At 49.2% G+C, this 12,867-nt stretch carries 10 protein-coding genes; all 10 read right to left on the minus strand.

All coding sequences use genetic code 11. The annotated features are described in order from the left end of the window. Positions 1-144 precede the first annotated feature (144 nt). The 10 genes from FIM25_RS05580 to FIM25_RS05630 all read right to left on the minus strand — a co-directional run bounded on the left by FIM25_RS05580 (position 145) and on the right by FIM25_RS05630 (position 12,866). Entirely contained in the window at positions 145-1,029 is an 885-nt protein-coding gene (locus FIM25_RS05580; RefSeq protein WP_139447164.1) for a PHP domain-containing protein, read from the minus strand. Then, a complete protein-coding gene (dksA, locus tag FIM25_RS05585; RefSeq protein WP_139447166.1) occupies positions 1,019-1,381 on the minus strand; it encodes an RNA polymerase-binding protein DksA in 363 nt (120 codons plus the stop codon). Before dksA ends, FIM25_RS05580 begins: the two co-directional genes overlap by 11 nt. 161 nt (positions 1,382-1,542) lie before the next feature. Next, entirely contained in the window at positions 1,543-3,030 is a 1,488-nt protein-coding gene (gene hemA, locus FIM25_RS05590) for a glutamyl-tRNA reductase (protein WP_246052026.1), read from the minus strand. 10 nt (positions 3,031-3,040) lie between these two features. Next, positions 3,041-3,856: a cytochrome C assembly family protein gene (locus FIM25_RS05595; RefSeq protein WP_139447168.1), complete on the minus strand. Its 816-nt coding sequence runs from the start codon at positions 3,854-3,856 to the stop codon at positions 3,041-3,043. Then, positions 3,853-4,572 carry a precorrin-2 dehydrogenase/sirohydrochlorin ferrochelatase family protein gene (locus FIM25_RS05600; protein WP_179953185.1) on the minus strand — a complete coding sequence of 240 codons (720 nt, stop codon included), beginning with the start codon at positions 4,570-4,572 and terminating at the stop codon, positions 3,853-3,855. The genes FIM25_RS05595 and FIM25_RS05600 overlap by 4 nt, the downstream gene beginning before the upstream one ends. A gap of 235 nt (positions 4,573-4,807) precedes the next feature. Then, a complete protein-coding gene (locus tag FIM25_RS05605) occupies positions 4,808-5,575 on the minus strand; it encodes an MBL fold metallo-hydrolase (protein WP_179953186.1) in 768 nt (255 codons plus the stop codon). After that, a complete protein-coding gene (locus FIM25_RS05610; RefSeq protein WP_139447174.1) occupies positions 5,572-6,612 on the minus strand; it encodes a DHH family phosphoesterase in 1,041 nt (346 codons plus the stop codon). Before FIM25_RS05610 ends, FIM25_RS05605 begins: the two co-directional genes overlap by 4 nt. A gap of 546 nt (positions 6,613-7,158) precedes the next feature. Beyond that, the gene (locus tag FIM25_RS17525; RefSeq protein WP_246052029.1) at positions 7,159-9,636 is read right to left on the minus strand and encodes a mechanosensitive ion channel domain-containing protein; all 2,478 of its coding nucleotides are present in this window, start codon (positions 9,634-9,636) and stop codon (positions 7,159-7,161) included. Beyond that, positions 9,627-11,612 carry a CASTOR/POLLUX-related putative ion channel gene (locus tag FIM25_RS05625; RefSeq protein WP_139447178.1) on the minus strand — a complete coding sequence of 662 codons (1,986 nt, stop codon included), beginning with the start codon at positions 11,610-11,612 and terminating at the stop codon, positions 9,627-9,629. Before FIM25_RS05625 ends, FIM25_RS17525 begins: the two co-directional genes overlap by 10 nt. Positions 11,613-11,720: 108 nt before the next feature. Further along, positions 11,721-12,866: a PAS domain-containing sensor histidine kinase gene (locus FIM25_RS05630; protein WP_179953187.1), complete on the minus strand. Its 1,146-nt coding sequence runs from the start codon at positions 12,864-12,866 to the stop codon at positions 11,721-11,723. Position 12,867: the final 1 nt, after the last annotated feature.

Consider the following 12,867-nt stretch of genomic DNA (forward strand, 5'->3'; position numbering starts at 1 on the left):
TTGTAATATCAGGTGTAAGAAAAGCGGGTTTCATCCCGGATAAAATGAGGGCAGCGGATAGGATTCCGGAAGGGCTGGCTTAGCATATCCGACATCAGCTGTCCGATTTGCTAAACCCATCCTGCCAAAAAATCATCTTACGCTTCAACCTTTTTCAAGTCTGTTCAACAGTTCCGTATAAACGCCATAGGGCACAAAAAGATCTCCGGCTCCGGTACCTATGGAAATATCATCTTTAAAATCTCCGTGATAGTCCGATCCTCCCGTAAGAAGAAGATCCAGCTCCGATGCCAGACCTTTCAGGGTGGATACCATCTGGGCATCATGTTTTGGATAGTATGTTTCAACTCCTCCAAGACCAGCCTCCTTCATCATACCCAGAAGAAGACGCAATCCCCTTGATCCTATACCCGGTATAAGGCCGGGATGGGCCAGTACGGCAATGCCTCCGGCCCTTCGGATGGCTGCAATGGCATCTTCCCATGGCTCCCTGTATTTTTCAATATATGCAGGACAGCCCTTGCCAAGGTAGCGCATAAAGGCTGTATCCATATCGGAAACCAGCCCTTTTTCCATAAGAACTTTTGCCATATGGGGACGGCCCACAAGTCCGCCATGGGCCTTTGCCGCCACCTCATCAAGGCTAATATCCATCCCCATGGCCTGCAGCCTCCGGATCATTAAGGGATTCCTTGTCCTCCTTGCATCCTGCAGTCTGTCCAGAAGAACTGCAATTCCAGGGTCTCCCGGGTCCATCCCATAGCCGAGGATGTGCAGTTCATCTCCTCTGTTGAAATCATCGGGCGGTCGGGCTGAAATTTCCAGTCCCGTCAGAAAATTAATATCAAAAGAAAAACCGGCATCCAGAACTTCCAGGACGCCGGCCATTGTATCGTGGTCTGTGATGGCAAGGGCACCCAGCCCTATTGCCTCTGCCTCCCGCACAAGTTCCAGAGGAGATTTTGTGCCATCGGAAGCTGTACTGTGGGTATGCAAATCCACAGCCGCCTGCATGGACTTACAGCCCAAGGGCCTTTTCCATTTTTTCCGAGTTTGTTTTACAATCAATGCACTGGGTAGTTACAGGCCGGGCCTTGAGCCGTTCAAAGGAAATATCTTCGCCGCAGCTCTCACAAAAACCAAAGGTTCCGTTATCAATGCGATCCAGGGCCTGCTTTATTTTTTTTATCAGCTTATGTTCCCGATCCCGGATGCGCAGCTCAAAATTACGGTTGGATTCATGGGAAGCCCTGTCTGTGGGATCAGGAAAACTTTCCGTAGAGGCTGTCATACCACTGACGGTATCACCAGCCTGATGAATCAGTTCATCCAGTTGTGTGACAAGATATGTTCTAAAAAACTCAATCTGTTCTTTATCCATGGGCACCCCCCTTACATATCATATCGGTTTTGAACCGAACCGCATCCCGCTGGCGAAACGCAGGTCATACAACGGGTAATACAGCTAAAAAAAACTTACCCGTAAAAAAGTATGACTGCATACCACAATGGCTTTTTTTATGTAAAGGTCTTTCTTTTTTTTTACTCACACCTGCCTGTTTTTTCGCGACCGCAGCAAAGCCGCCAGATGTCTCCGTTTTCTCCGGATTGGCCCGGACATTCCGCCTGTCCTGTACAGTCCATTTCACCCTTTTCCCTTTTTCTCATGCAGGGTGTCATTCTGGGTATCTGTTCAGAATTGATAGGGTTTTCCACCGGGTCCATATTGAAAAGAAGGCGTATCCATCCGAGGTACCGGTCCCTGTGGCCGTGCATTCCTCCACTTTTTAAAAGGGCAATGGGATCATGCAGAACCTTGGTTACCATGGCCTCCACCATACGCTCCAGCGCTTCCGGATTTTCCCCTTGTCTGAGCCAGTCATCTCCCAGGGTGCGCTTCAGTTCATCTTCAAGGATGGTCTCCACCTTGGTTCTCAGTTCTTTGATGGTGGGTACAAGTGCCAGTCCTTCCACCCAGTCTGCAAAACGCAGTACCGCTTCTTCAATAATGCCTTCGGCCCGGCCTGCTTCCTGTTTACGTTCATTCAGATTGTCATCCACAACCCCCTGCAGGTCATCAATGTCATAAACATAGGCGTTATCCAGGGTGTTGATGGCCGGATCCACATCTCTGGGTACGGCAATGTCGATGAAAAAGAGGGAGCGGTTCTGTCTTTTGCGCATCAGGGGACGGACATCGGATTTCCGGATCACATAATCCGGTGCGCCTGTGGAACTGATGACTATATCCACGTCTCCGAGGTTTTCAAAGACATCCTCAAAGCGGATGGCTTCGCCATCAAAACGCCGGGCAAGAGCCAGACCCCGCTCAAAGGTCCGGTTGGCCACAAGAATCCCGCTGATTTTATGTCTCAGCAGATGTTCTACGGCCAGCTCCGCCATTTCTCCGGCACCCAGCAGCATTGCCTTCCGGCCTTCCAGAGAACCGAATATCTTCCTTGCCAGTTCAATGGCCGCATAACTTATGGACACGGCATGATCGCCTATGCCCGTTTCAGTCCGGATACGTTTGGCTACCTGAAAGGCCCTGTGCAGCATACGGTTCAGGATGGGTCCGGAAGCTCCGGCTCCTGTGGAACCCTGATAGGCCTGTTTTACCTGCCCCAGAATCTGAGGTTCCCCCAGCACCATGGAATCCAGACTGGCCGCTACCCGGAAAAGGTGTCTTACTGCATCCAGTCCCTCATGGGCATAAAAACAGGGAGAAAACAGCTCCGGTTGCAGATTCTTGCGCAGCGCCAGTTCAGAAAAAACACGATTACGGGCATCTTTTACATTCTCTGCCACAAGAAGAAATTCCACCCGGTTGCAGGTGGAAAGAATCATGGCTTCTGAAATGCCTTCGCTCTGTTTCAGGGCAAGCAGCAGATACGCCACTTCTTCTGTGTTCAGAGAGAGCTTTTCCCGCACCTCAAGGGCTGCGGTTTTATGGTTCATTCCCAAAAGTACAATACCCGGAAGTCTTGACATGCCATCCCATCCCGATGCCTGCAGGGCATCATTCATCATCCGCAGGGGCCTATGACCCTATGCGGGTAAAACCTTCATGGTGTCCCGTAAAAAGAAAATTCACCCCCAGAAAGGTGAAAAGTACCAGAAGAAAACCAAATATGGCCATTTTAGCGGCTTTCCGACCCCGCCACTCCGAAGACAGACGACCATGGAGGAGAGCCGCATAAACCAGCCAGACCACAAGGGACCAGACTTCTTTGGGATCCCAGCTCCAGAAATGACCCCATACGCTTCGGGCATAAAGTACACCCGTTGCAAGCCCCAGAGTGATGAAGGAAAAACCCGCAACAATGCAGGCATGACCTGTTTTATCCAGCAGTTCAAGGGATGGCAGACGCCTGAAAAAAATATCTTTGCGCTTTTCCTTGATCCGCCGCTCCAGAAGCAGATACAGAACCCCCACGGCAAAAGCCAGAGTAAAGGCGGCATTGCCTGCAAAACTGGCCGCCACATGTATAATCACCCATGGACTGACATAGGCCTCTTCCGGCATAACATAGGCAGAAGGCACAAGCCATGCCGCCAGACTCAGCCCCATGGTTACACTGGCAACAAAAATACCCAGTATTTTCACGTGATAGCGGTGTCTTAAAGCAATAAAAACCCCTGCAAAAATAAAGGCGCAAAAAGACAGGTTGCCGGAAAGATCATAGATGGGCAGAAAGCCTTTCTCATACCATTTCCATCCCAGCACCGCTCCATGGGAGAGAAAGCCCGCGCATAAGAGCACAAAGCCCCATCGCTGCCAGCCTTCATTTCTTTGCAGTATGAAAATCAGATATCCGAAGGTGCTCAGGGTATAAAGGACAACAGGAATACTCATGAACCCTCTTTCTCCGGAAAACATTCCCCTTTTTCAGGGCTTTTCCGGGCAGGATGTTCTTTAATCACGGATACGGCAAGGGCCATGGCATCAGCTCCGGCAATGGGTTCCAGAAGCAGGGCTACGGTTTCCATATCTTCCATACGGATATACTCCAGCAGGGGCCCTTCCACAAGGCTGCGGAAAAGATCCCTGTGCCCTTCGGGATCATGACCTTCGGCCAGCAGTATTTCCCTCAGCCTGCCCATCAGTTCCAGAAAGGGAAGGTAGGCAGCATCAAAGATTTTTTCAAGATCCATGCGCAGTTTCCGGGCCAGTGCCGGGCTTTTTCCCCCTGTGGAGATGGCAAGCATTAGATCCCCTCTTTTTACCAGAGCAGGCAGAAAAAAATCCGAGCCAGAAGGATCATCGGCGATATTGCACCAGATTCCAAGCTTTCCGGCCTCCTGAGCCACCAGTGCGTTGACTTCGGCCTTCTGGGTTGCGGCAAAGACAAGGCGCATGCCCCCAAGATCTTCCGGAACAAACTCCGCTGCCTTTATCTGCACCTGTCCGTTTTTTTCCATCTCCAGAAGATTTTCCGAAGGCCGCGGTTCTATCACCCTAACCCTGGCACCTGCATCCACAAGGCCAAGGGTCTTGCGAAGGCCCACGCGGCCTCCTCCCACCACAAGGCAGGGCAGATCTTTTATGTTAAGAAAAACAGGATAGGACAAGAAACTCTCTCCATAAAATTCGTATTTTTCGATAACGGTGAGTGTTTACAGGATTACCGCACAGAGTATCACAAGGTACACATGCCTTTTGTGAGTGACATTGCAATCGTTTCGGATTCCGGCACTCAAGCCATAAGCCCTAAGCCTATGATACAAATAATATAGCCTTTTCATGCTTGAGTACCGGATTGCGTCATGAACAAATGGCCTGTGTGCCATATGCCAAAAGAACCTGTCAAACGGAAGACAGATCCATCACCATCAAATCTTCTGCCATGGTAACGGGACCATGAAAGGTCTTTCCGGCGGTGGCCACCATATCCACTTCATCACATTCAGGATAAAAATGGGTAAGAACCAGATGCCTGACCCCGGCCTCTTCTGCCATGGCACCTGCCAGAGAAGGCGTGAGATGACCGGGAACCTTCATATCATCCGGCATGGCTGCCTCACAGATAAAAAGTTCGGCTCCTTTTGCAAAGGAAACCAGATTCGGGCAGACATCCGTATCTCCGGTAAACACCATCTTCCTGCCACAGCTCTCCACGCCAATGGCAAGGCTTTCCGGTCTGTGACATGCCGGAGCAAAGGAAAGCTTTAGCCCGTTAAAATCCCAAAGACTGTCTCCGGGCAGTGAAAGTTCCTTTATACGGAGAAGACCGCTTAAATCAACCCATTCGCCATAAATTCCGCAGAGCCCTTGATAAAAATCCGAAAGCCCCTTTCCTGCGACAAGGGTAAGGGATTTTTTCCGACCATATTTTCCCGCATATTTTCCTGAAAAAAGCAAAGATACCAGCTCGCCCGTATGATCGGGATGGAAATGGGTGAGAAAAAGAAGATCTATATCAGAAGGGTCTTTTCCTGCTTCAAGAAGTCTGTGTATGGTACCAAGGCCGCAGTCAATGAGAATATTTACACCTTCCGCTTCCACAAGAAGTGCGCTGCAGGCCCTTTCCAGGCGGGGCACACAGGTTCCGGAACCCAGAATGGTGATTTTCATTTTACTTCCCCGACGGAAACATCTTTTTCTGTCACAGCAGAAGAACGGCATTTTTTCTCGGTCCGCATTTCCACATGGTCGAGAATCCACCTGGAAACCTGCTGTGTTTTTTTCACATCTACCTTTTTTTCCAAAGCCTCAAGGGGGATTTCAGCCCTTGCGGCCCCTTTGTGCCCTCCGGCGGACCCAATTTTGCCAAAGCTTGCGGTGGCCACAATGCCAGCTGACTTGCGGATACCATCATTGCGGAAAATAATAATCAGCTTTTTTTCATAGATACCGGAAATAATGGTCCAGCTGACCACATCCACCCGCATAAAAAAATCCGCCATCTGTACGCAGACATCGGGACTTACAACCTCTCCCAGATGGGCATAGAGCCTGTTACCCTTAATAATTCTGCATTTAAGTGCCTTTTCAAGCACATCCAGGGTTCCAAGGGGAATTTCCGCACTTTCTATCCTTCTTTCCAGCTGCACATTGATGTAGCGGAAAAGATACTGAAAGGCCTTTACATCTTCCATTACAGTTTTACGGGCAAAATCTGCGGTGTCTGTTTTAATGCCATAATAAAGGGCTGTGGCCAGCTTTGATGATGGAATAATCCGGGCTGCCCTTAAATATTCCGTCATCATGCTTGCCGTAGCACCGTATTTGGGACGGACATCACAGAAGCGCCCCACAACACAGGACTCGGGATGATGGTCGATGAGTACATCGGGACGGAAAAGGGCAAAGCAGTCATGGTGGTCGGGCTGGGAATCCACAAGAACAATGCGGTTATAACGCCAGTTGGGAAGATCCCTGAAATGTATCATTTTAATACCAAGAAGGCGGATCATGGACTGGTTGTCCGGCCTCTGGATATCATTGATATGGCTGATGGTAACCCCTGCTACCTTACGCCAGAGCAGACGTTTCACTGCCATGGCACTGGACATGGCATCGGGATCGGCATTTATGAGAACAAGCACCTGATCCTCTCCGGAAAAACAGGCATAAAAGCGCCGCAGTCTTTCGGCACTGGAAAGGGTCATGTATTTTCTCCTTATCTTTCTTATTACAGGACAGAAGGTCCTGTGTTCCCTTTGCTTTCCTGTCATAAAAAAACAGAACAGCCATTTGCAGGAACCAAGCTTATAGATACAAAGCCAACAGCACAACCACAGGGCAGCATTTTTATTTTCTTGTAACGGTTCAGCACAATTTTTTAACTACCATACCTTCCAGATAGATGCACAGGCACACAGGCTATTTGCCTGTGACGCAATCTTATTCGGGAGCTTCTTGCCCTGTGCGGAAGCGGCAAAAACTCCCCGCCACAGGCAGGATAAGCTTTTTGATTACCATAGCAGGCCTTGGTACGCTGCCTTTGTGGCGGCTCAGACAGTTTGCCGCTTCTTTCGCACAGGCCTTCGAATCTCTGATCCGAAACGATTGCAATGTCACTTGCAAATAGCCAAAGTGCCTTGCAACAGTACGAAGCTGCTGCAATTGCAGCATTGGAATTTCAAAATAAACTATTTTGAACAACTACATTTTTTTGTGGAGAAAGCCCCTGTTGGGGCATGAATCTGGAGCATTTAAACATCTGTGATTTTTTCGGACGGATTTTTTAAATCACGGAAGTCCGAGCGTATATGAAGATCCCGCTGGGGAAAGGGTATCTCTATGCCTGCTTTTCTGAAATCCTCGGTTATACTGAATCGGATCTGTGTTTCCACCCTCATAAAATTATCAATGGTACTCCAGAAGCGCAGCCTGAAAATCAGTGCAGAGTCGGCAAAATCCATAAAATGCACATCCGGCTGGGGATGCACCAGGACATGCTTTGTGTTGCCTGCAATCTCCAGCAGAATTTTTTCCACCTTTTTTACATCGGAACCATAGGAAACGCCCACAGTTATATTTCTTCGGATACGCAGATCATTGAAACTCCAGTTAGTGAGCCGTGCGCTGATGAAGTTTGCATTGGGGATGATGAGGGAGGCATTGTCAAAGGTCTGGACAACGGTGGAACGCACATTTATCCGGGTAACCTTGGCCCATATGCCATCAATTTCTATGACATCTCCCACCTGTATGGGTCTTTCAAAAAGAAGAATAATGCCGCTGACAAAGTTATTGAAAATGGTCTGCAGGCCGAAACCCAGCCCCACACCGAGTGCACCGAAGGCTACGGTCAGTGCCGTAGTGTTGAGGCCAAATACATTGAGGGCGGAAAGGATACCTATACCCCATATGACATAACCTTCCAGGGTGAGAATGGAAGTCTTGAGTCCCTGATCCATACCGCTCTGCTTCAGAATACGGTTTTCAATGAAACTGCGGGAGAGACGGGTTGCAAGATAGGTTATCAGCAGGACAGAGAAGGCCTGTATCAGCCGCAGCAGGCTGAACTCCATATTCCCGAAAACAAGGGGATATTTCAGAATGGCCGTAAGGTAAAAAAGAAGACCGTCTTCTATCCCCCAGCCTCTGGCAATCAGTATGATGCCGGGTGGAGCTGTGGCAAAGGGCAGGCTTTGTATGCCAAGACGCCTGAGGGAACGGGAACGGATTTTTTCCTTATCCTCATTTTCCATGGCAGATTGTTCATCCGGAGGTGTCCACTCCCGTATAGCAGCGCAGAAGATCAGAAAAGCAGCGCAGGTGATAAAGGTAAGGGACCAGCCCCTGAACCATAATAGAACCAGATTTCCGTACCCGAATAACTCCAGAACCGGCGCTCCTGTGACAATAATTTTACTGGTTACATGTAGACCTGTTCTGATCAGGGATGTTCTGTCCTTTCCGTAATCGCTGCGGGACCAGAACCGGTATACAAGAACCAGAACAGTTATTTCCATGACAAGCCTTTCAATGAAAAGAACAGGGCTGTCTGCGGGAAAAACCCATATGGAGATCAGAAAAACCGGGACAAAAAAACCGGAGATGCGGGTGAGGTTCAGAAGAAAAAGGAGAAATTCTTCCGTAGGACCGGGGCTTCCTTCCTTACGGCATGCGCTGATAAAGGCCGTTATCATTCTGTAAGCTGTCAGAAACCATACCAGCACTCCCACAGACCTGAAAAACATAGCTGCAGAAAGAACAGGCTGGCTGCGTATGAAAGCTTCCATCAGAACAGCCGCAACAAAAAAGGGCAGTGCACTGTGAAGTATTTCAAGGAGAATACTGCGCCAGCCGGGTGGATATGTCTTTTCTTTGCTTTTTAAAAAGGATCTGATTTTCAGGGTAAGGGGAAAAAGGAAGAGGCTTAGCAACAGAAAACGAAAAAAAACCGGGGGAGAGACCTGAAACAGAGGGGCTGTTTCCGTAAGCCAGAATGATGGCAGCAGCAGACGCAGGGCATGGTCCCGAATCTGAACAAAAAGAGCCAGAGGTGTTGACGGATCCAGAAAGCTGCGGAAACCTTCCTGTCTCTGGAACAGTTCTGTGGATCTGCGTTCCCTGAGGGCCTGCTGAAAAATCTGAGTAAGGGAAATAATGTCTTCCCGTATCTCAATGGTATCCTGTTCTCTTTTACTGTTTAAAGCCTCCATTTCTTTTATTATTTCAGATCTTTTTTCCAACAGATTCAAAATTGCCCTGACGGTCTCTGCAGATTCATGCACAAGAGCATTTGAATTATCTTCTGCATCAAGGGCATCTTTCTGCTCCAGCAGAATACTCCAGCGGTTTTTTGCCTGAAGATGCAGATTTTCAAGGCGTTCTTTCTGGCGCTGCATGCGTAGAAGCTGAGTATCCAGTGATGTGAGACTCCTTTGCTGATCTGCCCTTGCTTTTTCAAGATCCGCCAGCCGGGTCTGCTTAGAAAGCAGAAGATTGCGCTGGGATGAGGCAAGAATTCTGTAAGCTCTTATTTCTGAAAGAAAAACAGCATGCTGTTTCTGTTCAAGCTCGTATTCTGCCTGAAGTTCCTGAAAAAGTTCTTTTTCGTTATACAGAGAAGCCTTCAGGGAAAGCTTAAGTTCTTCAAGGGAAGCATCCTCATTGGCATGGGCATGGAGAACAGATGAAACCAGAATAATTAAAAAAAGGATAAATCTTTTCAGGTGCATAATTCACCCTTCATCATTTTCAATTGGGTTCCTATAACAACCAGCCGGTCATGGGGCTTTAAGTGCAGAACAACCTTGTGATCAGGATTCAAAATCAGGGTTCCGGAAGAATCTTCCTTTTCTGCGCCTGAAAAAAGACCCAGCAGAATTTCTCCCTGATTCCAGGCATGTCTGCGGAGGGCATCAAAGGAATAAGGTCCGGCTGGAAGGCCGTAGTGTTCAAGGCTGCGGAAGGTAATTTCCGGGCCGCTGGCACGGAAAAGTACATGAAAAACGGCAAGGATTTCCCTGCGCAGGGCAACGTGCACCAGCAGATGGCTGAGAAGCAGCGGGCTGATCATCATTTCCCCCCTGCGGGAGCCCAGAAGGCGTCTGTTGTTGGGGTCGGAGAGTTCCAGAAGAATCTGCGGTCTGTGATCCGTGTTTTTCAGCAAAGCCTCCAGTTGCAGGTATCCGGCCATGGTTCTGGCATCGGCTTCTTCTCCGGAGCTGAGCCTGTCACTGCTTATCATCAGGATGCTGTGATAGCTGCTGAGATCCAGAGTACGCCAGGCCTCTTCGCTGGTCACTTCACCAAGAAGATGACTGCAGAAATTTTCATGATCCGAAAATCCGGATTCTTTCAGAATCTGGAGCCGTTCTTCAACGGGCCGGGAAGAAAAAATACGGATATCATAAAGTGTATCCGTGTAAGAAGAAAACTCCCGCAGAAGCTCGGGAATCTTGTGGCTCCAGCCCACCACAAGAACAGATTGCTGCTGTGGTTCCGGCTGAAGACTCCTTTCAGAAAGACTTGCCATTTCAGGGTCTTCCCGTTGTTCTGAAGTGGTAAATATTTTTGCGCTCTCATAATCTCTGGCCAGAAGCACCAGAGCATCATCCCCTTGCAGGATCATGCTGGCCGGTGGATTCAGAAAGGGTGTAAATGCGCTTTCACATTTCCGTACAATACCGCAGAAAGTTGCCCGGCTGAAGCCCATGCGGATCTGTCCCACTTTCTTTCCGTCAAAGAAGGAGTTCCTGTGGATATAGAGATTCTGGCCAATGCCATGGTTGAACAGCTCAAGGCATACCAGAGATAAGCCTAGGTTACGCAGATTCTGTACCATCATACGGCTGACAAAGCTGTTTCCGTCAATAACTTCCAGGGGGCCATGATAGGCACGGCGGGCAATCAGAACCTTTTTTGTATCCTGAATTTCCGTAACAACATAGGGCAGGGCAAGCCCTGCTTCGCTGGCCTGGCTGTTCAGCGCCAGCAGAATTTTAATGATTTCAACGTCAGAAGATACACCACCCGTATATTCATAGGTCCGGGCAGGTACAAGGACGGCTGCGGCGTGCAGACAGGCGGCACGGTTCAGGTGCTCATTGTTTAAGGCAGAGCCGGAGCGCAGAATAATGGAATTGATGTATTTTTTACAAACCGGGTCTGTGCGCAGTTCTGCGGCCAGCTCCGGCTGCAGATCCTCTGCCAGCACAACAATGCGAAGGCGATCTGGCCCTCCCATGCGTGAAAGAAAGCGCTTTACCCGGCCTTCTGCCAGCCACAGCTCCCGAATAAGGGGCAGGGTACGATCCGTCCAACCAAGAATCACAATGTGATGGCGCATGCGAACCGGCGTCAGACCCTTTTCCAGAGAGCGCATATATCTTCCCAGCCATTGGGTCAGAATTGCAACCAGTGCACCAAGAAAAAGCACATATCCACCCACCGTCAGTACAGTAGAAACACTTCTGCGCCAGAGACCTTCATCGTCCCCCAGATAACCGGGATCTGACAGCCTTAGAAAAGCCCACCATATTTCACCAAGAAGGCCTGTATCCTGATCCCCTGATCCGTAAACCAGAAGACCTCCGGCAAGGGATACCATGCCAATCACAGCAGCCATCACCAGAAACTGGTAAAAGGTGCCCCGCACAAAAAGTCTTTCCAGGAAATACCGGAAGCCCTGAAAGGGATTGAATGATTTCAACGATGTATCTCCTTGTGCTGAAATACAGCCATAAGAGGTAACAGCTCAGCAGCATTTTCAAAGGCCAAGGAGCAAAGCTGCAGAAATTATAATACCTGAATATGTCTGTTATACGGCAGCTTTAGCAGTTTCTGCATCCTTTAAAAGTGGATAGGCAACGTAGAAAAAGGTTCCATCTTTTTCCGATGAGGTAAAAAAGACCTCACCCCCAAGATAGCGCTCAGACAAGAGCTTGATGCTGTAGGTGCCAAGGCCCCTGCCTGCGCCCTTGGTGGAGAAGGAACGCTGGAAAACCTGGAGCTGGACGTTCCTTGGCATGAAGGCAGGATTGTGAACAGAAAAACGGATTTTGTCCCCTTCCCTGCGGCAACCCAAGGTTACTGTATCACCGGGCTGTGAGGCTTCCAGGGCATTTTTTGTCATATTGCCCAGCACCCGGAAAAGCAGACCCTTGTCACTTTCCAGCATCCATTCCTCCGACTCATCATCAAGATGCAGAGCTTTTCCATGCCCCACATCATGGCTCCGATAAAGATCAATAACTTCATTTAAAAAAGCCAGAGAATGGATCTTTACATGCTGTACCTGAAGATCATTGTTTTCCGCATTGGCAAGATCCCGTTGGGAGCGGATTTCATCCACAAGCTTGGCCGCACCGCTGTAGATCATGTTCCTGAACTCATCCAGGGTTTCCGGCGAGGATACGGAAAGAAGCTCGGAAAGCCCCCGCACCCCAACGGCGGTGTTCATGATGTCATGGAAGAAAATTTTTTCCAGAATACGCCTGCGTTTGTCTGAGCTTATGTCCCTTACGGCATAAACCGTATAGTCAATACCAGCCACCTGCAACTGCGAGGTTTTTACCTGAAGATCCATGGCATCGCCGGAGTCCTTCTGGAGAATCCGGCATTCCTTGAGATCCGGCATATCCTTCTGGGAAGACAAAATGGCCTGTGCAACCCCACATTCCCGGCAGAATTCCGTTGTGCCGCAGCCTCCTTCCGTTTCAAAAGCATGTATACAGCCCATGGCCTCACCGGGACGCAGGCCTTTGATGGCTTTGAAATCTACTCCTAAGGCGCTAAGAAAACTCCCGTTGGCATAGACGATCTGCCGTTCCGGGTTCAGAATCAAAAGCCCTTCTGAGATACTGTCATAAAGTTTTTCAATATACGGATGATGCAGAAGTGAAACGACCTGCTCTTCCACACTTTTCTCTGAGGCCCTTTCAGGCGGGGCAAATTCCGTTTTCATG

The organism is Desulfobotulus mexicanus, assembly GCF_006175995.1.
In the GTDB taxonomy this organism is placed as follows: domain Bacteria; phylum Desulfobacterota; class Desulfobacteria; order Desulfobacterales; family ASO4-4; genus Desulfobotulus; species Desulfobotulus mexicanus.